General features: G+C 36.7%; 21 protein-coding genes. 3 read left to right on the forward strand and 18 right to left on the reverse strand.

All coding sequences use genetic code 11. The features are described from left to right. Window positions 1-42 precede the first annotated feature (42 nt). Window positions 43-1,221 carry an SAM-dependent methyltransferase gene (locus DKL56_RS04570; protein WP_109715577.1) on the forward strand — a complete coding sequence of 393 codons (1,179 nt, stop codon included), beginning with the start codon at window positions 43-45 and terminating at the stop codon, window positions 1,219-1,221. A gap of 162 nt (window positions 1,222-1,383) precedes the next feature. Here the strand turns inward: DKL56_RS04570 and DKL56_RS04575 are convergent, their stop codons facing one another. From DKL56_RS04575 to DKL56_RS04595, 5 genes are all read right to left on the reverse strand, one after another. Then, window positions 1,384-2,784 (reverse strand): FAD-binding oxidoreductase, encoded by a 1,401-nt coding sequence (locus DKL56_RS04575; RefSeq protein ID WP_109715578.1) that lies wholly within the window; start codon window positions 2,782-2,784, stop codon window positions 1,384-1,386. 131 nt (window positions 2,785-2,915) lie between these two features. Then, complete coding sequence (locus DKL56_RS04580) at window positions 2,916-4,706, reverse strand: ABC transporter ATP-binding protein (RefSeq protein WP_109715579.1); 1,791 nt, start codon at window positions 4,704-4,706, stop codon at window positions 2,916-2,918. 1 nt (window position 4,707) lies between these two features. Next, window positions 4,708-6,462, reverse strand: a complete 1,755-nt coding sequence (locus DKL56_RS04585; protein ID WP_109715580.1) for an ABC transporter ATP-binding protein — start codon at window positions 6,460-6,462, stop codon at window positions 4,708-4,710. Between the two features lie 71 nt (window positions 6,463-6,533). Next, window positions 6,534-6,749, reverse strand: a complete 216-nt coding sequence (locus tag DKL56_RS04590) for a YneF family protein (RefSeq protein ID WP_109715581.1) — start codon at window positions 6,747-6,749, stop codon at window positions 6,534-6,536. Window positions 6,750-6,818: 69 nt separating this feature from the next. Next, a complete protein-coding gene (locus DKL56_RS04595) occupies window positions 6,819-7,091 on the reverse strand; it encodes a DUF896 domain-containing protein (RefSeq protein WP_046307087.1) in 273 nt (90 codons plus the stop codon). Between the two features lie 144 nt (window positions 7,092-7,235). Here DKL56_RS04595 and lexA point away from each other — a divergent pair, with 144 nt between their 5' ends. Further along, window positions 7,236-7,859, forward strand: coding sequence for a transcriptional repressor LexA (gene lexA / locus DKL56_RS04600; RefSeq protein WP_109715582.1), 624 nt, complete (start codon window positions 7,236-7,238; stop codon window positions 7,857-7,859). Window positions 7,860-8,127: 268 nt separating this feature from the next. Here the strand turns inward: lexA and DKL56_RS04605 are convergent, their stop codons facing one another. The 7 genes from DKL56_RS04605 to ylxM all read right to left on the reverse strand — a co-directional run bounded on the left by DKL56_RS04605 (window position 8,128) and on the right by ylxM (window position 12,884). Continuing rightward, window positions 8,128-8,895 carry a nucleoside phosphorylase gene (locus DKL56_RS04605; RefSeq protein WP_109716042.1) on the reverse strand — a complete coding sequence of 256 codons (768 nt, stop codon included), beginning with the start codon at window positions 8,893-8,895 and terminating at the stop codon, window positions 8,128-8,130. Window positions 8,896-8,990: 95 nt separating this feature from the next. Next, window positions 8,991-9,338 carry a 50S ribosomal protein L19 gene (gene rplS / locus DKL56_RS04610; protein WP_046307093.1) on the reverse strand — a complete coding sequence of 116 codons (348 nt, stop codon included), beginning with the start codon at window positions 9,336-9,338 and terminating at the stop codon, window positions 8,991-8,993. A 113-nt stretch (window positions 9,339-9,451) separates the two neighbouring features. Further along, complete coding sequence (gene trmD, locus DKL56_RS04615; RefSeq protein WP_109715583.1) at window positions 9,452-10,177, reverse strand: tRNA (guanosine(37)-N1)-methyltransferase TrmD; 726 nt, start codon at window positions 10,175-10,177, stop codon at window positions 9,452-9,454. After that, entirely contained in the window at window positions 10,167-10,682 is a 516-nt protein-coding gene (rimM, locus tag DKL56_RS04620; RefSeq protein ID WP_109715584.1) for a ribosome maturation factor RimM, read from the reverse strand. The genes trmD and rimM overlap by 11 nt, the downstream gene beginning before the upstream one ends. 71 nt (window positions 10,683-10,753) lie before the next feature. After that, window positions 10,754-11,026 carry a 30S ribosomal protein S16 gene (gene rpsP / locus DKL56_RS04625; protein WP_046307097.1) on the reverse strand — a complete coding sequence of 91 codons (273 nt, stop codon included), beginning with the start codon at window positions 11,024-11,026 and terminating at the stop codon, window positions 10,754-10,756. 85 nt (window positions 11,027-11,111) lie between these two features. Next, on the reverse strand, window positions 11,112-12,539 hold the full coding sequence (gene ffh, locus DKL56_RS04630) for a signal recognition particle protein (protein ID WP_109715585.1): 1,428 nt from the start codon (window positions 12,537-12,539) through the stop codon (window positions 11,112-11,114). 3 nt (window positions 12,540-12,542) lie between these two features. Continuing rightward, on the reverse strand, window positions 12,543-12,884 hold the full coding sequence (gene ylxM, locus DKL56_RS04635; protein ID WP_046307101.1) for a YlxM family DNA-binding protein: 342 nt from the start codon (window positions 12,882-12,884) through the stop codon (window positions 12,543-12,545). Between the two features lie 205 nt (window positions 12,885-13,089). On the opposite strand from ylxM, the gene DKL56_RS04640 reads away from it, so the two are divergent. After that, complete coding sequence (locus tag DKL56_RS04640; protein ID WP_162542503.1) at window positions 13,090-14,517, forward strand: APC family permease; 1,428 nt, start codon at window positions 13,090-13,092, stop codon at window positions 14,515-14,517. 61 nt (window positions 14,518-14,578) lie between these two features. On the opposite strand, the gene DKL56_RS04645 is transcribed toward DKL56_RS04640, so the two are convergent. From DKL56_RS04645 to DKL56_RS04670, 6 genes are all read right to left on the reverse strand, one after another. Further along, a complete protein-coding gene (locus tag DKL56_RS04645; protein WP_109715586.1) occupies window positions 14,579-16,003 on the reverse strand; it encodes a C69 family dipeptidase in 1,425 nt (474 codons plus the stop codon). A gap of 34 nt (window positions 16,004-16,037) precedes the next feature. Next, window positions 16,038-17,276 (reverse strand): signal recognition particle-docking protein FtsY, encoded by a 1,239-nt coding sequence (ftsY, locus tag DKL56_RS04650; RefSeq protein ID WP_109715587.1) that lies wholly within the window; start codon window positions 17,274-17,276, stop codon window positions 16,038-16,040. Window positions 17,277-17,278: 2 nt separating this feature from the next. Next, window positions 17,279-20,842, reverse strand: coding sequence for a chromosome segregation protein SMC (gene smc, locus DKL56_RS04655; protein WP_109715588.1), 3,564 nt, complete (start codon window positions 20,840-20,842; stop codon window positions 17,279-17,281). 12 nt (window positions 20,843-20,854) lie between these two features. After that, entirely contained in the window at window positions 20,855-21,541 is a 687-nt protein-coding gene (gene rnc, locus DKL56_RS04660) for a ribonuclease III (protein ID WP_109715589.1), read from the reverse strand. Window positions 21,542-21,672: 131 nt separating this feature from the next. After that, the gene (locus DKL56_RS04665) at window positions 21,673-23,442 is read right to left on the reverse strand and encodes an oligopeptide ABC transporter substrate-binding protein (protein WP_109715590.1); all 1,770 of its coding nucleotides are present in this window, start codon (window positions 23,440-23,442) and stop codon (window positions 21,673-21,675) included. Between the two features lie 237 nt (window positions 23,443-23,679). Further along, window positions 23,680-25,449 (reverse strand): oligopeptide ABC transporter substrate-binding protein, encoded by a 1,770-nt coding sequence (locus tag DKL56_RS04670; RefSeq protein ID WP_109715591.1) that lies wholly within the window; start codon window positions 25,447-25,449, stop codon window positions 23,680-23,682. Window positions 25,450-25,581: the final 132 nt, after the last annotated feature.

The following is a 25,581-nucleotide window of genomic DNA, read 5'->3' on the forward strand; positions in this document are numbered from 1 at the left end:
TAAAATAATTACGACTGTAATTGAATGGAGGAAGTCAAAAAATTGTTAGAGAAAACATTTTATAAAATGATGTTAAGTAAATCTTTTCCTTTCCCAGTGAAAGTAACCTATTGGGATGGTAAGAGTGAAGTTTATGGCAATGGCAACCCAAACATTGAAATCATTTTTAATGAAAAAATTCCAGTTAATGAAATCACCCGTAATGCTTCATTAGCACTCGGCGAAGCATACATGGATAAAAAGATTGAAATCAAGGGCAGTATACAGGAACTTATCCTTGGAGCTTATGAAAGCCCAAACAGTTTTATGCGGTCTAGTAAATTCCGCAAATTTATGCCTAAGCAAAATCATACTGAACAACAGAGTGAAAAAGACGTTCAAAGTCACTATGATATCGGTAATGATTTCTATAAGTTGTGGCTTGACCCTACGATGACCTACTCATGTGCATACTTCAAGGAAGGTAATCAAGACGACCTTGAAAAGGCTCAAATTGATAAAATCAATCACATTCTTGATAAACTACATCCACAAAAAGGTAAAACTCTTTTAGATATAGGTTGTGGCTGGGGAACGCTTATGTTGACTGCGGCCAAAGAATATGATCTTAAGGTTACTGGTGTAACTTTAAGCGAAGAACAATATAAACTTGTTCAAAAGAAAATTTACGATGAAAATCTACAGGATCAGGTAGAAGTTAGGCTAGAAGACTATCGCGAACTTGGCGATCAACAATGGGATTACATTACTTCAGTTGGCATGTTTGAGCATGTTGGTAAAGAAAATCTTGGTCAGTATTTTAATGACGTTGCAAAATACCTTAAAAAAGACGGCGTTGCCCTAATCCACGGAATTACCCGCCAACAAGGTGGCGCTAGCAATGCTTGGATTGATAAGTACATCTTCCCAGGTGGCTATATCCCAGGACTAGATGAAAATGTTCATCATATTGTCGAAAATGGCATGCAAATTGATGACATTGAAATGTTAAGACGCCATTATCAACGAACAATTGAAATTTGGGATAAAAACTTTAACAATCATCGTGATGTTATTCAAAAAAACATGGGTGAACGCTTCACTAGAATGTGGGACCTTTATTTACAAGCATGTGCTGCCTCCTTTGAATCGGGAAATATTGATGTAGTTCAATATCTCCTAACCAAAGGGCCGTCTGGTAAAAACTTACCAATGACTCGTGATTACATGCTTAAAAATTAAAACAAATGAGCTATAACTCAATTTTTAAAAGATTAGTTACGTATTTCATCGTAACTAGTCTTTTTTATTTTGAATTAGAAATTTTTGCTAAAAATAAAAACAACCTTCGAATTCAATTATGATATCGAAAGTTGCTTTATAAACTATTTAACTTTTACATTCTTACATCTTAAAGATTTTGCCAGGGTTAACAACTTCATTAGGATCAAACAACTTCTTAACTTGACGTAAAAGTTCAGTGTAGTCGTGACCATAGAAATCTTCATAGTAACCAGCACGAGCATAACCAATACCGTGTTCGCCGGACATATTACCATCAAGTGATTTAGCTGTCTTGTATAATTCTGAAATTACTTTATCACTTGTCTTGGCGTATTCTTCATCAGACATGTCGTCAGAGCAAAGATAAATATGTAGGTTTCCATCGCCAGCATGTCCAAAGTTTGGAATTCTAATATTCAATTCGTTTTCAAGCTCTTCAATACGATCTAAAACCTCTGGAATGTGGTTAATCGGAACACAGACATCGATTTCATCCATCTTTGGAGTTGACTTTTGAATTGCAAGAAGTAATTCTTCACGACATTTCCAAATTTTCTTAGCTTCTTCTGAATCGGCACTTAAGATAACTGCATCTTCAGCTTTAAATTCTTTTACAGCTTCCAATGCTTGTTTCAGTTCTGCTTGCCACTCTTCTTCAGTAAATGAATCGAGGCCCATGATAATAAAACCATCACCATTTTTAATTGGGAATTCATCGTCTGCGTATTTTTCCCATAAGTTAATCACTTTACGTCCCATGAATTCAACTGTAGTTGGAACAACACCGGAAGCAAGAATTGCTGGAACTGATCTAATTGCATCATTCAAAGTTGGGAAAGGAATAATTGCATTAATTGATTTGCGTGGCTTTGGATACAATCTCAATGTAACTTCAGTAACAACGCCAAGCGTACCTTCTGAACCAATAATCAAATCTTTTAGAGAATAACCTGATGAAGATTTAACTGCTTTAGAGCCAAACTTATACAATTTTCCGTTAGTTAAAACAACCTTCAATTCGCGGATGTGCTCTCTTGTAACACCATACTTGATTGCTTTTAAACCACCGGCATTTGTATCAACATTACCACCGATTGTAGCCCAGTGCATAGCAGGTGCAGGCATATAAGTAAATGGCTTATCAGCAAGATATTCTTCAATATCCTTTAATCTGATTCCTGCTTGAACTGTCATAGTTAACCCATCCGGATCATATTCTAAAATACGGTTCATTTTAACCATATCGAGTGAGATACCACCATCAACAGATAAATTGGCACCCATTAACCCAGTTGAATTACCACGTGGTACCAAAGGAATATGATGATCACTCGCATATTTAACAACATTTTCTACTTCTTGATTAGTAACTGGTTGAATTACTAATTCTGGCATTGCTGTTACTGTTCTAAATTGGTCATGATCCCAATGTTTAGTTGGCTCTGTAACAAAACGCTCAGGTTCTGAAATAAATTTACGTAAATTTTCACGATCAGTATCATTAATTTGATGGTATTCCATTTCAAACTTCCTATTTCTAAAACATAAATATTTTTAATTGTTATTATAATTAATTTACATCTTTATGTAACCGCTGTCAACAATTGGTGTAAAAGAAAAGCACGGGATAATTAAATAACCCGTGCATAAACTTATTTTTGACTGTTTTGCAACTTATATAAGTTGTAGTAATAACCTTTTTGAGCTAATAATTGTTCATGATTTCCATGTTCAACTATTTTTCCATCGTTTAAAACGATAATTTGATCAGCATCAACAATTGTCGACAATCGGTGTGCAATGGCCAAAGTAGTTCGGCCTTTTCTTAAACTCTTTAAGGCAGTTTGAATTAATGTTTCAGTTTCAGTATCAACATTAGCCGTTGCCTCATCAAGAACTAAAATTTTCGGATCAGTGACTAAAGTACGTGCAAAGGAAATCAGTTGTCGTTGTCCCTGACTGAACTCGCTACCGCCTTCACCAACCTTGGCATGATATTTACCAGGTAGATTTTCGATAAAGCCGTCTGCTTGAACAGTTTTAGCTGCATCCTTAATTTCCTCATCAGTGATATTTTTATTATAAAGTCTAATATTAGAATTCACATCACCATAAAACATGAATGGCTCCTGTAAAACTAGACCCAGTTTTTTGCGAAGCTCTTCTTTTGGATACTTCTTTATATCTACACCATCAATTAGTACTTGCCCCTTGTAGAATTCATAAAAACGCATCATTACGTTGATAATTGAACTCTTACCGGAACCAGTGTGTCCAACAATTCCCAAGGTTTCACCTGGATTAACAGTAAAAGAAATATCATGCAATATTTCATTTTTACCATCATATGAAAAGCTTACGTGCTTAAATTCAATTTTACCTTTAGTAATTGTTAAGCCTTTTTCAGCTTGCTGCTTAGGTTCAAAGTCTGTATTGTCAAGAATTCTAAAAATTCTCTTTCCTGCAACAATTCCATCTTGAAAGAAGGTCATTTGATCCATCATATTAGCAATTGGATTGAAGAATTGCGAGATATATTGTGAAAATGCATAAACCACACCTGCAGGAACAAAAGTCTCACGTAGTGGAAAACCAAAGTACATCAAGGTTAAAGCAAGTGCTATCGAGTAAAGCATACTCGTTAACGGTGATAAAAGTAATGAATTAAGGTTTATCATACTAAAACGCGTCTTCATTAAAGAAGTGTTTTCATGTTCAAAATTATCAGTCATCCGCTTTTCTTGTTTGAATTGCTGAATTAAAGAAACCCCTTCAATTGATTCGTTTAAATTCGTATTAATGCGACTTAAGCGCTCGCGATAATTTCGGTATAACTTTGAACTTCTCTTAGAATATTGCCAAATAATTAGCAATAAAATGGGTAAAAATGCCAAAACAATTAAACCAGCATAGAAGTTAGTCGTAAACATCGCTACTAGAGCGGAAATAATTGAGAAGAATGACATGACTACACTTGAAAGTACAACTAAGAAGTTGCTCAAAGTCATCGTATCGTTAGTAACACGCGAAACGATTGACCCGGCTGGAGTTTGATCAAAATAGCGCATTCCCAAGCTTTGCAATTGCTTATATAATGCTGACCGTAAACTCTCAAGCGATTTTTCAGAACCTAAAGCAAAAAAGTACTCGTAAGTAAACTGCAAAACCGCTTTGATAACCGAACCAAAAGCATATAAGAAACCAGCAAATAAGATGATTTGGGTTGTAACACTCTCTTTAACTAAGTAATTGTCCAAAAAGAACTGCAATCCATATGGTAGAAGCATGTTGATTACACTAACCAAAAATGCTCCGATACCTGCAATAATCATTTCATTTTTGAACCGCATTACAAAACGCATTAAACGCTTGAAGATACTGATTTGTTCTTTTACAGGTATTTCCTTTGACCAAACAGATTCATAATTACTTTGTTCGTCCATCCTATTCACCTACCTTTGCTTCTAATTCTTGGCGTTGCCACATGTCTGCATACCAGCCATTTTCTGCTAAAAGCTGATCATGTGTTCCTCTTTCAACAATTTGACCGTCCTTTAGAACCAAAATTAAATCGGCATTCATAACTGAGGTCAGTCTGTGCGTAGCAATTAAAGTAGTTTTACCTTCACGCTCTTTACTTAGTGATTTCAAAATTGCCATCTCAGTTTTTGCGTCAACAGCGGATAAAGCATCATCTAGGACTAAAATTTGACTTTGCTTCAACAAAGCTCGTGCAATTGACATTCTTTGTTTCTGTCCCCCAGAAAGAGAAACGCCGTTTTCACCAACAAGAGTGTTGTAGCCACCAGGCATTTGCAAAATATCATTGTGCAAATCACTCTTTTTAGCAGCTGACACAATCGCACTCTCATCTGAATTTGCATCTGAAAAAGCAATATTCTTTTGAATACTTGTTGAGAAAAGATAATTATCTTGCGGAACATATGAAATCTGACGCAATAAAACATTTAATGGTATTTCTCTAATATCGTGACCATTTAATGTTATTTTCCCATCATATTTATCAAATTCACGCAGCAACAGCTGAATAATCGTAGTTTTACCTGCTCCGACCTTCCCAACTAGTCCAAGTGTCTGCCCTGTTTTTAGAGTGAAATCAATATTGTGCAGCACTGGAATTTGTGGCTCATCAGGATAAGCAAAAGATTTTACTTGATATTTCAAATCACCTGCAATATCTTGAGCTTGGAGACTTTGATCAGCATGTTGATCGGTAATTTCAGGTTTTTCATCAAGTAGTTTTTCAACTCGATCATAGCTTGCGCTACCTCGCTCAAGGATATTAAATAGGTAACCAATTGCAAACATAGGCCAAACCATATTCCCGATATAGGCAATAAATGATACAAGTTGCCCAATTGATAAAGCCTTGTGGCTAACCAACAATCCACCATAAATAATAGTTATTGTATAGGTCAGTCCAATAAGAAGCGTTCCCAATGGGTCAAATAATGAATCCCACTTAAAGACACGTTTATTGATTTTAATCGTATCATTAACCATGTCATTGAAGGCTTCAGTATCTTCTTTTCCTTGACCAAAGGTTTTTAGAACCTTAATCCCAGAAATCGATTCCTGAGTTTTATTGTTTAAACGAGAAAAAGCAGCCTGTGATTCATCAAACGCACCGTATAGCTGATCGCCTAATTTCCATGCCCCCCAGGCAAGAAATGGTAATGGAATAAGTGCAACGATTGTTAACCGCCAATCAACAAATACTATCATTGCGACCATTGTTGTTACACTCATCAAAAGTGAATCAACTAATGTCAATACACCTTCACCCGCAACTTCCTGAATCGCTGAAACATCATTAGTGGCGTGTGCCATTAGGTCACCTGTTCTATGGCGTTGATAGAATGTACGATCCATTTCCATAAAGTGCTCAAACAGTTTAGAGCGCATTTGCAATTCTAATTCGGCTGCACCACCCCAAATTTGACGACGCCAAAAATAGCGGAAAGCATATAAAACTAACGCAGCTAGTACAATGGCTAAGATTAAAGTCGCATATTCTTGCCAAGAAATATGACCTTTATCTAATTGATCAGCCATTAAACCCAAAATTCTTGGTGGTACTAAGTTAATTATTGAAGTTAGTGCTAGAAAAGCAACACCGATTAAATAGCGTTTCTTTTCCTTTTTAAAAAACCAGCCTAACTTAAAAAATATACCCATTTTTCACCTGTCTTTCAAAATAAAAAGGCGGAAGAAATAATCCTCCGTCTGATGTCAATCTAGTTAAGATTTTATTTTTGATGTTTCATCATGTTCATCACTTGGTTTACCTTTTTAGCAGAAGGTTTTTGACCCATTTGTGACATCATGGCAACAATCATATCTTCACTGATTGGTGGATTATCTTTAAAATATTTCTTCATGTATGCTCTAGCACCATAAAATCCGCCAACAAGACCTATTAGCAGCGCTACAATAATTAATACAATTGCTAATCCTAAACTCATAAAATAATCACCTCAATTTGTCCAATAGTTATATCTTACCTAAAAAATAAGTAAATTAAAAGCTATAAATCAGTCTTTTCTCAAGCCTTTCTTACGCTGTGCCTTTTTTGCTTTTTCGGAAGTTACTTCTTTACCATTTTTATCTACGATAACCAAGTCTTCGACGTCTTGTTTAAAGCCAGCACGGAAATTTCTGATAAATTCTTTGTGAAGCTTTTGTCGCTCCTCTTCCTCTTCTTTAGTTAATCCCTGAGCTTCTTTCTTATGGTATAACTCATTGATTCTATCAGTTAGTTTTTTTTCTTGCTCTTCAGTTAATCTTTGTTCATTGTTTTCAGTCATTTTTGCACCTCTCATTTGTAAAAGTCTACCTTACTTTTTGGATAAAAAAAAGAATAATTATTTAGAACGCCTGTTTGTATTAGGCAACATTATTTGTTAGAATGTAGTTAATACAAAGAATTAACTAACGAATGGGAGAAAAAAATGACCAATAAGCAAAGTTCTAAGCAACTACAAATTCTTCGTTATATATATGATACCGTTGAAAAACGCGGATTCCCTCCCACTGTTAGAGAAATTTGCCAAGGAGTTGAACTCTCATCAACTTCTACGGTTCACGGTCATCTTTCTAGACTAGAGAGAAAAGGCTTAATTGTTAAGGACGCAACTAAACCTCGAGCACTAGAAATAACAGAAGAAGGCAAAAAGGCACTTGGTGTCAAGCCTACTGATATTCCCGTTGTTGGTGATGTCACAGCAGGTCAGCCTATTTTAGCCGTTGAAGATATTGAAGATTATTTCCCACTTCCCCCTGATTTAGCTAATGATGCTGGCGACTTATTCATGCTACGAGTTCACGGTGAAAGCATGATTAACGCTGGTATTTTAAACGGAGATAATGTAATTGTCCGTAAACAAAGCTCTGCTACTAACGGTGAGATTGTTGTTGCAATGACCGATGAAAATGAAGCAACCGTCAAGCGGTTCTATAAAGAAAAAGATCATTACCGTTTACAGCCAGAAAATGATAGTATGGCACCAATACTCTTGAACAGCGTTCATATCTTAGGTAAAGTTGTTGGCTTATATCGAAACAACATTATTTAGAAACTATTTATTACACCATTGAAATTTACGAACTAGTTTTATTCGGAATTCAATGGTTTTTTTCTACATTTTTGAGTCGCATCTAAATAAAGCAGAAATGCAAAATTTGTCCTTTTATCTTTCCACAGCAATTATTAAAATGTAATTCACAAATTTTTGAAGTTATTTCGGTATTGAATGCTGTTATATCAATATTTGTTTTAAACTTTGTGAAATGCAGCATAGTTTCACATCGGTTTCACACTTCCATTTTTCACAAAGTTGGAAATTAAATGTTGGCTATAATATTTGCTGCTAAATTGATGGCTTTTTCACGAGCATCACTGCCCCAACCTCTTTCGTCATGCTTTTCTATGTCTTTAAGAGAATCTGCCGTAAATAATATTTGTGCAAAATCTGCCTCTCTAAATTGTGCACACGCAGCCATTGCTGCACATTCCATCTCTACACAAGAGGCTCCCAACTCTTTAGCCTGCTTTACTTTCTTGACAGTTTCCCTAAAGAAGCCATCAGTAGTCCAGGTAGTTACTTCTTCAACCTTAAGACCTTCTTCATTCAGCAATTTTTTGGTCTTAATTAAAAACTCTGACTTTAAGTCAATATACGTTCCTGGTTTCATATAATGAAAGGATGTGCCCTCGTCTCTAATAGCTTTTGTAGGCACTAGAAAATAGTTCTCTGGTAAATCAATTAAACAGCCTGCTGATCCTATTGCTAAAATTTGCTTGACACCGTAACTTATTAACCAATCCAATAGCATCACAGCAGCTGCAGCACCTATCTTCGCTTGACAAAAAGTAATTTTTTCTTCGTCCAAATCAACCTCATAAATTGGAGTTTCTCCTTCAAAACAGTCAAAGAACCCAATTTTTTTATGAGGATGACGAGCCAAGAAATCACCAATCACATCAGGAGTTAGGAATGCAAACAGTAACTTAGGCTGAAAGCGAAAGTTATTAATCTTTTTTTCATGATCTGGTTCTAAAACCGCCCGCGGTTCAGGATCAAATTCTAACAAAAATGGTTCTTTCATAATTCTTTTCCTCATTAAAAATATTTTAATGAATATTTTAACATAAACAAAAAAGAATCACTCCTTTACGGAGTGATTCTTTTTTATTTAAGCGTGAATTAACGACGCTTTTCTGCGATTCTTGCAGATTTACCATGACGTTCACGTAAGTAGTAAAGCTTAGCACGACGTACACGACCGTGACGTAATACTTCAATCTTAGCTACTCGAGGGTCATTTACTGGGAAGGTACGTTCAACACCAACACCAGAAGCAATCTTACGTACAGTATAAGTTGCAGCAATACCTGCCCCCTTACGTTTGATTACAACACCTTCGAACATCTGAATACGTTCGTGAGAACCTTCAACAACACGTACGTGAACACGAACAGTGTCACCAGCACGGAAGTCAGGAATATCATCACGTAATTGTTCTTTAGTTAATTCTTGAATTAATGGATCCATATTTTTCTCCTTCTTCGGCATTCATCAACGATTATCTACGCCAGCGGAACACCCATAACTATTAGTACATTACAATTGCACCTTTGTTATCTTAGCAAAGAAAGCTTGTAAAATCAAGCTCTTGTGTCTTCTTGTTTAATCTCTTCTAACATGGTTTTTTCTTGAGAACTAAGTTCATAATTTTCCAGTAAATCAGGCCGATGCAAATACGTTGCTCGTAGCGACTCTTTATGACGCCATTCATCAATTTTTTGATGATTACCTGAAGTCAAAACAGCTGGGACCTTCATCCCTTCAAAATCTTCTGGTCGAGTATACTGCGGGTATTCTAATAAGCCATGTGCAAAGCTTTCTTCAACTGGAGAGGCTGCGTTACCTAAAATACCAGGTAATAGCCGTACAGTTGCGTCTACCATACTCATCGTTGGCAATTCTCCACCAGTTAAAACATAATCTCCAATTGAAACAGTTTCATCCGCTAAATCATAAACACGCTGATCAAAACCCTCATAATGGCCACAAATAAAAGTCAAATTATCTTCTTTTGACCATTCCTGTGCCATTTTCTGATTGAAAGTCTTTCCTTGTGGTGCAGTAATAATTACTTTACCTTTATTGGCAAGTGAATCAAGTGCCTTTTTAATTGGCATAATTTGTAAGACCATGCCTGCGCCGCCGCCGTATGGCGTGTCATCAACATGATGATGAACATCAGAAGTAAAGTCACGAAAGTTAACTAAATTTAATTCCCATTTACCGTCTTCAAGACCACGGCCAAGCATTGAAGTTGTTAAAGGAGTGAACATATCCGGAAAAAGTGTCAGAATATTAACTTTCATCTCGCAACCCCTCCAATAGTTCTACATAAACTTTTTTTGCGTCGACATCGACTTTTTTAACAACATCATCAATATAAGGAATTAAATACTCGTTGCCTGATTCTTCAGTAACTTCCCAAACGTCATTGGCTCCTGGGGTTTCAATTCCAGTGATTTTACCCAAATCACTACCATCTTGATTATCAATAACCGAACACCCTAAAATGTCACGGTAATAATAGTAGCCTTGTGGCAGTTCATGCTGTTCAGTCTCACTAACAACCAAGATTTTTCCCTTGAGTAATTCTGCTTGCTCAATTTGATTGATCTCTTCAAATTGAATAAGCCAAAATTGTTTAAACGGTCTGCTACTCTTAATTGTTAATTCCGTTTGCAGATCATCTTTCAGTGATAACTTGCTCCCGGGAGCAAACCGTTCATCTGGGAAATCGGTAATTTGCGTTACTTTGACTTCTCCATTTAAACCATGTGTCGTCAATATGCGCGCAACGTCATAAAACTGCATCTTTTCTCCTAAATTTAAACCAAGAAAAAAGTTTGAAGCAAACTACTCCAAACTTTTTCTAACAAATTCAATTATTTGTTGAATTTTGATTCGTGCAACTTCTTCATTAAGCCAGCGCTTGAAAGAAGTGAACGTACAGTATCTGAAGGTTGTGCACCCTTCTTCAACCATTCAAAAATCTTGTCTTCATCAAGCTTCAATTCCTTAGGTTCTGAAACTGGATTGTAGTAACCTACTTCTTCAATAAAACGACCATCACGTGGCATTCTTGAATCTGCAACAACTATTCTGTAGAAAGGTTTTCTTTTGGCACCCATACGGCGCATACGAATTTTTACTGACATAAATTAATATCCTCCTAAAACTTACGAATAATAATATAGCATGTTTTTTTGAGGGTGTAAAGCTTTTTCCCTTAACAGGTAAAAACTAAGAATGATAACGCTTGACCTTCATTCGCTTCTTCTTATTTTTCTTAAATTTCTTACCCATTCTTCTCATTGCAATTCTTCCCATTGGTGAATCCATACCAGGAATATTTTCCATTCCTTTTAAATTCCCTTTGGTTATCTTACTCATCATGTCACGAGCTTGCTTAAACTGCTTAATCATTCGATTAACTTCAACAATCGGTCTACCAGATCCAGCAGCAATTCTCCTTCTGCGACTTGGATTTAACAATTCAGGATTTTCACGCTCTTCTTCTGTCATTGAAGAAATAATTGCTTTAACATAGACGATTTGCTTTTTATCAAAATTGACATTTTTTAGCTGAGGGTTGTTAGCCATTCCAGGAATCATCTTAACAATTTGGTCAAGTGGTCCCATCTTTTCAACTTGTTCAAGCTGATCAACGAAGTCATTAAAGTCGAAGGTATTCTCTTTCATCTTTTCTGCTACTTCTTCAGCTTTTTTGGCATCGTAATCTTGCTGAGCTTTTTCAATCAGAGTCAGCATGTCACCCATGCCCAAGATTCTGGAGGCCATCCGGTCAGGATGGAATTGTTCAAGGTCAGTTAATTTTTCACCTTGCCCAGTATAAATAATTGGCTTTCCAGTCACAGCTCTAATTGATAAAGCTGCACCACCTCGAGTATCACCATCTAATTTGGTCAAAATGACGCCGGTAATGTCTAAGCGACTATCAAACCCCTTTGCTACATCTGTTGCTGCCTGACCAGTCATTGCATCAACTACAAGCAAAATATTATCTGGATGTGCAACTGCTTTAACTTGCTCAAGCTCTTCCATCAATGGTTCGTCAATTTCTAGTCGACCAGCCGTATCGATAATGACATAGTCATTTTTATTTTGATCAGCCTGCTGCAGACCATTTTTTACAATTTGCGCAACGTCTTTTTCATCCCGCTGACTATAAACCGGAACCTTTAATTGATCACCTATTTGTTCAAGCTGATCAATTGCGGCAGGACGGTAGATATCGCCTGCAATCAATAAGGGACGGGCTTTTTCTTTTTCAATCAAGCGATTGGCTAGCTTACCAACAGTTGTTGTTTTACCGGTACCTTGCAAACCAACCATCATAATAATAGTAGGAATGTGCTTAGATTTGTTGAGTGTTGTAGCACTCTCGCCCATCATCTTAGTCAATTCATCATTAACAATCTTAATGACTTGTTGACCCGGATTTAAGCTTTCTTGAACCTCTTTTCCTAAGGCTTCTTGCTTAATCTTTTTAATAAAGTCTTTGACAACCTTAAAGTTAACATCCGCTTCGAGTAAAGCTAGTCTGATTTCACGACTAGCGTTATTGATGTCCTCTTCAGAAATTTTACCCTTACCAGATAAATTGCGTAGAGCTTTTTGAATTCTTTCGCTTAGATTCTCAAACGCCATGAATTATTCTCCCCTCATTTTATGCAATAACTCGTTAATATCATTTAAAGCTTGATTTTGCTGTTTTTCTTTAATTGCAATGGAAATTTGACCTAGCTTCTCTTCAATTTCATTATAGTCTTTTTGCATATGCAGTTTTTCCTCATAATTGACTAGCAGCGTGCGGCAACGCCGTAAGTTATCATAAACTGCTTGCCGCGAAACTTGATGATTCAGAGCAATTTCACCCAAAGAAAGATCATTATAATAATAATCTTCAAAATAACTTTGCTGGTTTTTAGTCAATAATTTTCCATAATAGGCGTATAAATCACCTAGGACTTCATTTTTTGTTAGTTCATCCATTGCGTTCACCTTGAACCAGTATAGCAAAAATGCGCGTACTTGACGATCTAGAAAGATGAGTTTACCTAAAAAATCCAATTAAAGTTTCTTGCATTCAAAGATAATAGCTTGTATCATTACGGTGCTATTTTGACTAAAAGGTAAGAATACAGTAATGACAAGCTTTTGCTTGTTAAATTTAACATAACACTAAGGAGATTTTTGTTTGAACTTTTGGAAAAAAATGAATCGGAAAGAAAATCCGGCCATTTATCAAAAAAAAGATGGTCACTTAATCCGCACATTAAAAGTCCGAGATTTTTTAGCTTTAGGTGTTGGAACAATTGTTTCAACCTCAATTTTCACCCTGCCTGGTGAAGTTGCTGCCCTGCACGCTGGTCCTGCTGTCGCGATTTCCTGTGTAATTGCTTCAATCGTTGCTGGTTTGGTTGCATTTGCCTACGCTGAAATGGCAGCAGCAATGCCATTTGCAGGCTCAGTTTATTCATGGATTAATGTTATCTTCGGCGAATTCTGGGGCTGGATTTCTGGCTGGGCACTACTTGCTGAATATCTTATTGGAATGGCCTTTATTGCTTCAGGGCTTTCAGCCAATTTCCGCGCTTTAATTGCTCCACTTGGGTGGCAACTACCAAATGCGTTAGCTAACCCTTTAGGAGTAAACGGCGGCTTCTTTGATCTTATTGCCTTAATTGCGATTACACTAGCTGCTCTGATTGTTAGCTGCGGTGTATCTAAAGCTTCAAAAATTGAAAATGTTTTAGTTGTAACAAAGGTTCTGGCAATCCTTTTATTTGTTGTTGTTGGTCTAACCGCAGTACAAAAAGTTAATTTCATTCCTTTTGTTCCTTCATACCGGCCTACTAGCCACGGTGCTTTTGGTGGTTGGCAAGGAATATATGCTGGCGTTTCAATGATTTACATTTCTTTTTTAGGTTTTGACACAATCGCTTCAAATTCAGCTGAAGCAGTCAATCCGCAAAAGACAATGCCGCGTGGAATTATCGGTTCCTTGCTTATTTCAGTTGCATTATTTGTTGCTGTTAGTCTAGTTCTAGTAGGAATGGTACCTTATCAACAATATCTTAATTCAGCAGAACCAGTTGGCTACGCATTAAGGCAAACGGGTCATGGGATGGTCGCAGTAATTGTCCAATCTGTCGCGGTTTTAGGCATGTTTACCGCCTTGATTGGCCTTTGCTTGGCTAGTTCACGTTTGATATATTCGTTTGGTCGTGATGGGATGCTACCTAAAAAATTAGGAAAATTATCGGCTTCTCGTCGTCCAACATGTTCGCTATGGACAGTTGCAATTATTGCTATCTTTATTTCTGCCTTCATACCGTTTACCTTTTTAACGCAATTGGTATCTGCAGGAACTTTAATTGCCTTTATGTTCGTTTCAATCGGAATTTATCGCTTACGTCCGCGTGAAGGAAAAGATATTACTGATCCAGCCTTTAAAATGCCATGGTATCCGGTTTTACCGTTCTTAGCATTTTTGGGATCTTTCGCCGTTTTCTGGGGATTAGACATGCAAGCTAAAAAATACATGTTCTTCTGGACCATTATTGGGCTTATTATTTATTGCTTTTACGGAATCAGACACTCAACGATGGATAAACGAAATTAAACAGCATTAAAAAACCTCCTAGTAAAAACTAGGAGGTTTTTCACTTATCTCTAAAAGTGACTTATAGATTAGCATCCATATTAAAGGTTAGCTTAGACATATTGATAGAATCAATCATCATTTGTGCCCATAATTTTTCTGAACGTTTTCTAGTATACGCAACGGTCTCTTGATTTGCCTTCGTTAAGTAAGCAGTCAATTCAGCTCCAGATTTTTCACCGGCACCTTCAATAATGTCATGTACACGGTGACGATAGTATTGGTTCAGTTCATTCAAGTAATCAGTATCTAACTGAACAAATTGTGGGTAATGACTCTCTACCAACGCTGCAAGTGACTTGTAGTACCACCAAGCGTCATCCATATTGTAATCCATTGAAGTATTGTTATATGAAGGATCAGTATCATTCATATTAGCAAAAAATGGAACAAATGGTGTGAAAGTTGGACCACCAATACAAAGCCACATTACAGCAGCCTTGTCATCTGGTACATCATTTCTTATTTGTAAGATATGTGCATTTTGGGTACGGTTAAGTCCAATTGGACGGAAGCGATGCTTTTCTTCTTCTGTACCCTTACCAAAAGGATCATATGGAGTGTTTTGATAATGACTACCTAAAACAAATTCGATATCTTCACGAGTGATTTTTTTAGCAGCACGTCTAATAAATGGCAAATCACCGTCTGTTGGATCTTGTTCAATCTCTGGATTAAAGTACTTTTGACCATACCAAACACGGTTAGTGTTGTAAAAACGATCTTGTTGACTGTAAGTACCAAAAATATGGCGGAAGTTCCAGCCTTCATGATCGACATTCAAATGATGTTCCTCAACAAACTCACGAATACCGTCACTCCACATGAAGTTGTCAGTATCTTCAAAATCAACTTGCTCAATTGAAACACGATTAGCTGCTACAGCATATGCATCATCTGGTATACGTTCAGCTACCCAATGATGACCGGTAACTATTTCCATGTACCAAATTTCGTCCTTATCACCAAACAGAACAGAGTTTCCAGCTGGTGAACCATATTTAGCAATTAATTTCCCTAAGTACTCTACACCGTTTCTAGCAGAATGAATGTATGGCAAAACAACTGTCTGCATACAATCTTCATCAAGACCATCTTTTACAAGTGGATCATAGGCCAATGCACGTTCATTACCATAAGTTGATTCAGTACACGACATTGCAATATTTTCTTGATTAATTCCACTTTCATCGTAGTAACCACGATTTTTATAATCAACATTAGGAACTGCTGGAACTGCTTGAGCATCTTCTGGCAAATCCATTTCAAATTTGTTTAGCCAAGACTTAATTTTACGGCCCTTTTCACCTTTTGCAGCAGGTTCGATAATGAACTTCTGTGGTGTTATTGGACGAAAAGTATCATCGTTTCGGCAGATCATAGTCGAACCGTCAACAGAAGCATTTTTACCTACTAAAATTGTGGTACATGCGCTATATTCTTTCATCAAGTATCTCCTCTTTTTGTTCTATCTTTCTATCTTAAACCAAATCGTGAAAAAGACCAACTGCATAGTCTGCGGCATCAAAATCGGCTAAATCACTTGCTTTTTCACCAAGACCAACCAATTTCACAGGTAATTTCATTTCGTTTCTAATTGCCAAAACAACCCCACCTTTAGAGGAACCATCTAATTTAGTCAAAACTAAACCCGTTAATTTAGTTGTTTTGTCAAAGTCTTTTGCTTGAAGTAATGCATTTTGACCAGTCGAACCATCTAAAACAAGCAACGTTTCTGTTGGTTCGTCAGGAGCTAATTTTTTAATTGTTCGCTCTATTTTTTCAAGCTCATTCATCAAGTTCTTTTTGTTTTGCAAGCGTCCAGCAGTGTCAACTAGCAAGTAATCAACTTGTTCGTCTATTGCTCTCTTAGTTGCATCATAAACTACCGAGGCTGGATCGGCTTGCTCTTTACTGGTAACAACAGGAACATCGACACGTTTACCCCATTCAACTAATTGTTCAACTGCACCAGCTCTGAAAGTATCTGCAGCAGCGAGTAAAACAGATTTACCTTCATCTTTAAGACGTTTGGCCAATTTTCCAATTGTGGTAGTTTTACCAGCGCCATTAACACCAACGAAAAGATAGATGTTAGTCTTGCCATCATCATGATGACTTAGTTTTTCGTTTTCGCTGTCACCATTTTGATCGTATAGCTCAACCATTTTCTCAACAATAACTTTTTTAAGATCATCGCGAGATTTAGCCTTTTGTAGTTTAGCCTCATCCCTCAAAGCATCGGTTAACTGCTCTGCTGTCTCATAACCAACATCTGATTCAATCAACAGCTCTTCTAGATCATCAAAGAAATCTTCATCAACCGTTCTAAATTGAGCAAAAAAGCGATTCAAACGAGCACCAAAACCTTTGTTCGTCTTTTCTAATCCCTTTTCATATAACTCAGTTTGATTTTCAGATTGTTGTTCTTCAGAACATGTTTGATCCTCTACTTCATTTTCCTCATTATCTGTTGAGTCAGAATCAACATCTTCTTGGGCAGTATCTTCTTCAACATCGTTAGATTGATTCGAAGAATCATCTTCCAGATTTTCTTCTGCTGTTTCAGCTTCTTCTATGCTTTCGTCTTGTGCCGATTCTTCACCATCAGCTGTTTTTTCAGCGTTTTCTTCTTCGGCTTTCTCATCTTTTTTCGTTTCTTTATCTGTATTTTCATCTTCACCAAATAAAGATTTTTTTATCTTATCAAATAAACCCAAAGTTAATTCACCTCATCTTTTAGTTCTTTCAATGAAACCGAAAGTACCTGCGAAACTCCCGACTCCTGCATTACTACCCCATATAACTGATCCGCGCGTTCCATCGTTCCACGTCTATGCGTAATAACAATGAACTGAGTATGCATATCATATTCTTCCAAAAAGTTGGCAAACCTAGTTACATTAGCATCATCAAGAGCGGCCTCAACCTCATCTAAAACACAGAACGGAACAGGTTTATATTTTAGCATCGCAAACAATAACGTAATCGCAGTTAAAGCACGCTCACCACCGGAAAGTAAGCTTAAACGTTGTGACTTTTTACCAGGTGGCTCTGCCATGATTTCGATTCCAGTAGTTAACATATCGTCCGGATCAGTTAAAACAAGTTTAGCATTACCGCCGCCAAAAACTACTGGAAATAGTTGACTAAAGCTCTCAGCAACTGCGGTAAATGTCGCTTCAAATCTTGAACTAACTTCTTGATCCAATTCTGCCATCGATTCGCGCAAATTGTCACGACCCTTGATTAAGTCATTTTGTTGATTGTTAAGGAAGTCGTACCGTTTCTTAACGTTCTCATACTCTTCAATTGACTTTAAATTAACTGGCCCAATATCTTCAAGTGACATTTTGTGTAATTTTACACTCTTTTGAAGTTGTTCACGGGTTTCTTGACTATTTGGGCTTTGCGCCTGATTCAAAGCAGCTTCAAAACTCAAAGAATAATCTTTACTTAATTGGTCAAGTCGCTGATCAATTTGACTAGTTAGACGAGCAATCTTAACTGAGAAGTCTTCTTGTTCACTTGCTGCATCTTTGCGCAAATCATAGTTTCTACTTGCCACTTGATCGAGCTGATTAATCTTAGCATCAAATTGTCCCAGCTTTGAACTAAGATTATTTAAACTAGCTTGTAATTCTTCTTTTTCAACAGAGCCTTGCTTAATTTCTTCATCCATTTGCTTTTTCTTAGCCTGGTCTAGCTCGCCACTATGACTGAGGGAAGATAATTTTTCGGACAAAGACTTGAGCTGAGCTTGATGCTGTTTCAAGCCTACGGCCTTGTCATTTTCTTGTCTAGTTAGGTTTTCCAACTTATTAGTATAAACAGCAATTTGCGGATCTAATTCAGAAAGCTGCGCCTGAACTTTTTGATTAAGCTCGGTAAAGTTTTTGATTCTATCTTGTATCTTGCTAATTAATTCTTTTTGTTGGTCAATTTTTTTGACAAAATCAGCTTTTTGTTTTTCAGCTGACGAAATCTTTTCTTTAATCTTTGCAATTTGCTCGTCACGTTCTTGTTGATGAGCTTCCAGCAAACGTTTGGCAGCCTTTAATCGATTAACTTCCTTCTCCTGATTTTGAAAAGAAAGAACGGCCTCACCTAAGTCTCTGCTATATTCTCGTTCCTTGTTTTGTAGCTGAGTAATTTCTTCAGTTAAAGAATCACTAGAATCAGATAATTCAGTAAACTGCACTTGATCTTTTGCCATTTGCTCTTTCAGTTGAGCAAGTGTTTTCTTTAATTGGTTAAGTTCAGAAACAGTCTGAAGCGGGGAATTATTTTTTTGATTTCGCGCTCCTCCTGTCATTGAACCACCAGGCGAAATAATATCACCATCGAGTGTAACAATACGATACCGAGCAACTCGTTGCCTAATTTTCATTGCGTTATCGATTGTGTCAACCACAATTGTGCTGCCTAACAAATAATTGATTGCAGCACTAATATCTTCTTCAGTAGAGCTTTTGACAAGCTGGCTTGCTACCCCTTGATAGCCGTCATAAGATTCAACAATCTTAACTGTTGAGGAAGGTATTTCATTTACTCTTAAACCATCGAGTGGTAAAAAAGTGGCACGACCACTATGATTCATTTTTAATCGATTAATCGCATCACGCGCACTAGTGCGAGAAGTGGTCACAAGATCTTGAACTCCTCCGCCTAAAGCAGTAGTCATTGCCGCTTCAAATTCAGCCGAAAAAGTTATTAGTTCTCCAACCGCACCAATAACTCCTGGAAAATCACTTAAATTATTAAGCACGTTTTTTACACCATAATAATAGCCTTCATGCCGGTTTCTAATGTTTTTAAGTGCTTCATACCTAGCATTAACCTGACTATAGCGCTGGTTATTATCACTGACTACTTGACGCAAATTAGCTAAAGTTGCTTGTTGACTAGCTTGTTTGTCAGTCAATTGCTTTACATCGGCTCTAGCCTTTTGGTGTTTTTCTTTTAATTTTTTTCCTTGCTCACGTAGCCGTTCAAGCTCACTATCCGCTTTTTCAAGCTGATTAACTACATCATCATTCTGATAATCACTATCATCGCTAGTGCGCTTAAGTTCTGAATTTAAATAAACAATTTCATTATTATTAGAAGTTTGATCTTGCAAAAGTTGAATATAATCTGCTCTTAGATCGTCTAATTTCTTATTTAATTGCTCTGGATTTTCATCCAATTGCTCGGTTAGCTTAGTTCTTTTATCTTTCAGCTGAGCTTGTTCTTCAGCTAGTTCCTTTTTTTGCTGAAGTAGCGCCGCAGATTCTTCTTGTAAGTCAGCAATCTGCTTTTTTAGATCTGCTAGCTCTTTCTGATACTCTTTCTTTGTTGCTTCACTATACTGTTTGCTTTGCTCAGCAACCTGCAATTCAGTATTCAAATCAGAAAGTTTCTTTGTCAAAGCAAGTAGTTTTTCCTGAATTTGTTCGCGTTCATCATTTGCAGCTTTATACTCTGAACGCTTGGCAGCAACCGCTGCTTGAGATTCTTTCACTTCACTATCAAGCTTTGATAAAAGAACTTGGTTTTGATCAGCTTTTTCTTGAACTGCCTTTTTTTGTTCATCTAAGTCTTCAATTTCAAATGCTAATAGGGTTTTTAAATCTTCATCTAAACTATCTTTTTGAAACTGATATTCCTTAGCAAGTGAACTTTGCTCATGTAGCGGTTCAATTCGTTGTTCCAGTTCCTTGACCAAATCGTTAATTCTGATTAGATTTTCAGTAGTTTGGTCTAATTGAGCACTGGCTTCTTCTTTTTGCTTTTTAAAATGGAGTATTCCAGCAGCTTCCTCAAATAGACTTCGTCTTTCTTCCGGTCTGGAATTTAGAATCTGATCTACTCGCCCCTGCGAAATAATTGCAAGACTATCTTGAGAAATTCCTGAGTCCAAAAATAAAGCACGGACATCTTTTTGCCTAACACTACGCTTATTGATTAAGTACTCATTATCCCCGGAACGCAGTATTCTTCTGGTAACAATTACGTGGTCATCATCAAAATTAAGTTCACGTTTTTTGTTATCAAAAATCATTGAAACTTCAGCGCGATTAGCGGGCTTACGAAATTCACTACCTGCAAAGATGACGTCTTTCATATTTGACCCACGTAGCGACTTGGCGCTTGATTCACCCATTACCCAACGTATTGCTTCAGTAATGTTACTTTTTCCACTACCGTTTGGGCCAACTATTCCGGTAATACCAGTGTCAAATTCAATTTTAGTTTTTTCAGCAAATGATTTAAAACCATCAATGATAAGTTCTGTTAATGGCAAACACTTATCCTCCTAATTGAGTTCGTTTAAGGCAACCTTAGCAGCTTCTTGTTCAGCCGCTTTTTTATTATGCCCATTACCTTGAGAAATCACTTTCCCATTTACAACTAACTGAACAGTAAAACTAGAAGGTGTCTGAACTTCTTTTATTACTTGATATTCAATTTTAACCGGTCCGTCCTGTTGTAAAAATTCTTGTAAGTCTGTTTTGTAATCCCGCGATGCGTCAAAATGACCGGCATCAATTTCTGGGAAAACCGTCAATCTTAGAAAGTGTTCAACTGCATTCATGCCTTGATCAAGAAAAAGTGCACCGTTAAATGCTTCAAAAACATCTTCCAAGAGCGTTTTTCTGGCTCTTGCTCCTGCTTTTTCCTCACCATGACCTAAATTAATTTCAGCTGGAAAGCCAAATTCTTGTGCAAACCTAGCAAAGCCCTCGGTATCCACAATATTTGACCGCATCCGTGTTAGTTCCCCTTCATTAAGTTGAGGGAAATTACGATACAAATAATCTGAAATGGCTAATTCAAGAACTGCATCGCCCAAGAATTCTAGCTTTTCATAATCACGAACGCCATCGTTCGGATGCTCGTTGGCATACGATGAATGTGTAAAAGCTTCCTCCAATAATTTTGGGTTATTAAAGCTAATCTTGTATTTGGTTTTTAATTGATTAATAAATTTTGTACTGACCATCTTTTCAGCCCCTTTTTCTTTATAGATTATACCAGTTTTTACCTTCAAAAATGAAAAAGAAAACTATTACATCAAATTCATGTAATAGTTTTCTATAAATATTTGGCCTATCTACCTTAAGCAAGATACTTTTACTTAGTAAAAGCTACTCGATACCACAATGGATGGTCATTATTCATCTTAGATGGCTTATATGAATATCCAGTCAGCTTACTGTTAACAGCATCAATCTGGTACACGTTGTATGTTGGAACAACATATGCTTCATCATTCATATATTTTTGCCATTCATGGAATTTTTGAACACGATATTTATGATCAAAGGCTTTCTGAGAGTCCATTTCTTCTAGCAATTTAGTGTTTTCAGGAGTTACAAAACGGGAATAGTTCTGCATGGTTCCTTCACTATACAATTCGGCCTGTGACGGTTCAGATGAAAGTGTCCATCCCCCTAAAAAGACGTCAACATTTGGATCATCATGTATAACCTTGTCATAGAATGAGTTGAACTCGGCTAAACGACCTCCTACTAACTTAACATTCAAACCAACCTTTTTCCACTGCAAGATATAGTTCTGAATAATCGGCTCGTCAATTGGTGTCTTAGCCTTAGCCAACAAGTTAATTGTTAACGGCTTACCATCAGGAGTTGTGCGCCATTTTCCCTTCTTCTTATAACCAGCTTTATCTAAAATTTGATTAGCCTTTTTAAGATTAAAAGTGTAGCCCTTGTTGCTCTTATCAAAGTAATCGCCATATTGCGCAGGAATCAAGGTCGGAATTTGGAAACTTAAGCCGTCAGTATAGTGCCTATATACAGAATCCGTGTTTAATGCATATGCCATTGCTTGACGAAGTGACTTGTCACCCATCTTAGCTTTAGGATCCATTACATTCTTAGACTTTGCGTCATCCCACTTCCCGACCTTAAACGCCATGTAGAAATAGGCTAATGGTATTTGGGCAACAAAATTTACATCCTTAGTGTCTTTTACTTCTTTCCATTGACTGTTCACAACCCGCGCAATATCAAATTTATGACTCTTAATAGATTGTGAAGCAGAATTTGTAGTAACCACTTGATACTCGATTTTGTCTAATTTCGGTTTACCACGCCAATAGTACTTGTTAGGCACCCAAGTTACTGATTGACCACGAACAACTTTTTGCGCTTCATATGGTCCAAAATATAGTGGCTTTTTTCTAAGCTGATCAGATGAGGTTAGCTTAGAAAAAGGTACATTTTTAAGATAATGATATGGTGCAGCTTTTTCCCAGATATATCCATTACCTGAATAATACATACCTGGTTTTAATTCCTTGCAGTGTATTACAACTACTCGACCATCTTCACCATCAGGCATTTCAATACCAGAAATTGTCTTGGCTTTGCCCTCATGGTATTCTTCTATACCATTGATGATATTAAATTGAGAGGAATAACGCTGCGATTTAGTGGCCTTATTAGCAATGATTTCATAAGCATATTCAACATCCTTAGCGGTTACTTGTTTACCGTCTGACCACTTTACACCTTTTTTAATTGTGATTGTAGCAGTTTTCGCTTTGCGGTTAAGTCTTAGAGTTGCTGGCCCCTTATCATTAATTTTATAATGGTCGTCCGTATCAAAAAGAGATTCTTGACCAGGACTTGATATATCAGCACTAGGCTGATCATTTTGCAACTCTTCGTTAAAAATTCCAATAAATGGTGTGTCAGATTCTAACGCTATTTTAACTGTTCCGCCTTGCTTAGCAGTCTTATTGGGAGACTCAATTGGGAACTTTCTATTCGTCTTAGCGCCCTCATTGCCTCCATTACCGCTCTTACCACAAGCAACTAGTGCTAAAGCAGCTGTTGACACAATACCAAGGGAACTGATAAATTTACCTTTTTTCATAAAGCGTGTTCCTCCTTAATTCGTAAAATTTTAATTGAGTATTAGAAACAAGTTAATAATAAAATAATACCATCAAAAATTATAAAATCAATAAAAAACTAATATTTATTTCATTTATTTTTATCATTTTAGCAATTATCGTTAATAAGGACGTTTTTGATAAAAATTTACCACAAAAAAAGAGTTAAGAAATCTAGATTTCTTAACTCTTTTCATATATTAGGCTTATTTGATTTTTTACTTAGCAAAACCAACGTTGTACCATAATTGGTGACCATTGTTTAACTTAGAAGGCTTCAATGAGTAGTTAACTAACTTGCTGTTAACAGCATCAATTTGATACTCATTGTACATTGGAATGACGTAGGCTTCATCATTCATATACTTTTGCCATTCATGGAACTTGTCAACACGATACTTGTGATCAAAGGCTTTTTGTGAATCCATTTCCGTAATCAACTTAGTGTTTTCAGGAGTTACAAAACGTGAGTAGTTCGACATTGTACCTTCACTGAACATCTGCTCTTGTGATGGTTCAGTTGATAACGTCCAACCAGCCATAAAGACATCTACCTTAGGATCATCATGTTGAACCTTATCGTAGAATGAGTTGAATTCAGTTAAACGACCTCCAAGCAATTTAACGTTCAAACCAATCTTATTCCATTGTTGGATAAAGTTTTGAACAATTGGTTCGTTGATTGCTTGACCAGACATTGCCATGAAGTTAATTGTTAAAGGCTTACCTTCTGGAGTTGTACGCCACTTACCCTTCTTCTTGTATCCAGCTTTATCCAAAATTTGGTTAGCTTTCTTAAGGTTATATGTATAACCCTTATTGCTCTTATCGAAATAGTCACCAAATGGTGCTGGAATTAAAGTTGGGATTTGGAAACTAAGACCATCTGTATAGTGCTTGTATACAGCATCTGTGTTCATTGCATAAGCCATAGCTTGACGAAGTGACTTGTCATGCATCTTAGAATTTGGATTCATGACATTCTTAGACTTCTTAGCATCCCACTTACCAACTTTAAAGGCAAGATAACGATAACCTAAAGGAATTTGTGCTACAAAGTTTACATCCTTAGTATCCTTAACCTGCTTCCATTGACTGTTGATAACACGAGTAACATCGAACTTCCCACTCTTGATTGATTGTGAAGCAGAGTTAGGTGAAACAACTTGATAAATAATTTTATCTAGTTTAGGAGTGCCACGCCAGTAGTACTTGTTTGGTACCCATGTTACAGATTGACCACGAACAATCTTCTGAACCTTGTAAGGACCAAAGTACAAAGGTTTCTTTCTAACTTCATCTGAACTTTCAAGTTTAGAGAATGGGATGTCCTTTAAGTAGTGATATGGTGCAGCCATTTCCCAAATATAGCCGTTACCACTGTAATACATACCTGGCTTTAATTCCTTGCAGTGCAATACAACTACTCGGCCATCTTCACCGTCAGGCATCTCTATACCAGAAATGGTCTTTGCTTTACCTTCATGGTATTCTTCCATGCCGTTGATAATGTTGAATTGTGATGCATAACGTTGTGACTTAGTAGCCTTATTCGCAATAATTTCGTAAGCATATTCAACATCTTTTGCGGTTACTTGTTTACCGTCTGACCACTTTACACCTTTTTTAATCGTGATTGTAGCTGTTTTAGCTTTACGATCAAGTTTTAAAGTGGCTGGACCTTTATCATTAATCTTGTAATGATCATCTGTATCAAAAAGTGATTCTTGACCTGGACTTGCAACATCAGCATCTTGCTGACTCATTTGCAATTCTTCATTGAAAATACCTGTAAAAGGTGTATTTGTTTCTTCAGCAACCTTGATAGTGCCACCCTTTTTAACAGCTGAACTCTTAGTTTCTATTGGAAACTTACTTGCTGTTTTGGCACTTTCATTGTTTGAACTTTCACTTTTACCACATGCAACCAGTGTTAGGGCTGCAGCAGTAACAACTCCTAACGAACTTAAAAACTTACTCTTTTTCATAAGCGAGATTCTCCTTCTTAAATAAATAAGAATTTAACTGAGCTCTCGAAACAAGTTAATAATTTTATCTTAGCATTAAAAATGATAATTGCAATAATTTAGTTAATTAAAAGTTAAGCTTTTTATATTATT

The organism is Lactobacillus apis, from assembly GCF_003150935.1.
GTDB lineage: Bacteria > Bacillota > Bacilli > Lactobacillales > Lactobacillaceae > Lactobacillus > Lactobacillus apis.

What these genes read in the sequence shown, in the direction of transcription:
- DKL56_RS04645 (WP_109715586.1), bottom strand. Translation starts at nt 16,003, where the DNA reads ATGAAAGAATATAGCGCATGTACCACAATTTTAGTAGGTAAAAATGCT.
- DKL56_RS04670 (WP_109715591.1), bottom strand. Translation starts at nt 25,449, where the DNA reads ATGAAAAAGAGTAAGTTTTTAAGTTCGTTAGGAGTTGTTACTGCTGCA.
- rimM (WP_109715584.1), bottom strand. Translation starts at nt 10,682, where the DNA reads ATGCAGTTTTATGACGTTGCGCGCATATTGACGACACATGGTTTAAAT.
- DKL56_RS04665 (WP_109715590.1), bottom strand. Translation starts at nt 23,442, where the DNA reads ATGAAAAAAGGTAAATTTATCAGTTCCCTTGGTATTGTGTCAACAGCT.
- DKL56_RS04585 (WP_109715580.1), bottom strand. Translation starts at nt 6,462, where the DNA reads ATGGGTATATTTTTTAAGTTAGGCTGGTTTTTTAAAAAGGAAAAGAAA.
- DKL56_RS04595 (WP_046307087.1), bottom strand. Translation starts at nt 7,091, where the DNA reads ATGACTGAAAACAATGAACAAAGATTAACTGAAGAGCAAGAAAAAAAA.
- rplS (WP_046307093.1), bottom strand. Translation starts at nt 9,338, where the DNA reads ATGGATCCATTAATTCAAGAATTAACTAAAGAACAATTACGTGATGAT.
- DKL56_RS04580 (WP_109715579.1), bottom strand. Translation starts at nt 4,706, where the DNA reads ATGGACGAACAAAGTAATTATGAATCTGTTTGGTCAAAGGAAATACCT.
- rpsP (WP_046307097.1), bottom strand. Translation starts at nt 11,026, where the DNA reads ATGTCAGTAAAAATTCGTATGCGCCGTATGGGTGCCAAAAGAAAACCT.
- trmD (WP_109715583.1), bottom strand. Translation starts at nt 10,177, where the DNA reads ATGAAAGTTAATATTCTGACACTTTTTCCGGATATGTTCACTCCTTTA.
- lexA (WP_109715582.1), top strand. Translation starts at nt 7,236, where the DNA reads ATGACCAATAAGCAAAGTTCTAAGCAACTACAAATTCTTCGTTATATA.
- rnc (WP_109715589.1), bottom strand. Translation starts at nt 21,541, where the DNA reads ATGGTCAGTACAAAATTTATTAATCAATTAAAAACCAAATACAAGATT.
- ffh (WP_109715585.1), bottom strand. Translation starts at nt 12,539, where the DNA reads ATGGCGTTTGAGAATCTAAGCGAAAGAATTCAAAAAGCTCTACGCAAT.
- DKL56_RS04575 (WP_109715578.1), bottom strand. Translation starts at nt 2,784, where the DNA reads ATGGAATACCATCAAATTAATGATACTGATCGTGAAAATTTACGTAAA.
- ylxM (WP_046307101.1), bottom strand. Translation starts at nt 12,884, where the DNA reads ATGGATGAACTAACAAAAAATGAAGTCCTAGGTGATTTATACGCCTAT.
- DKL56_RS04590 (WP_109715581.1), bottom strand. Translation starts at nt 6,749, where the DNA reads ATGAGTTTAGGATTAGCAATTGTATTAATTATTGTAGCGCTGCTAATA.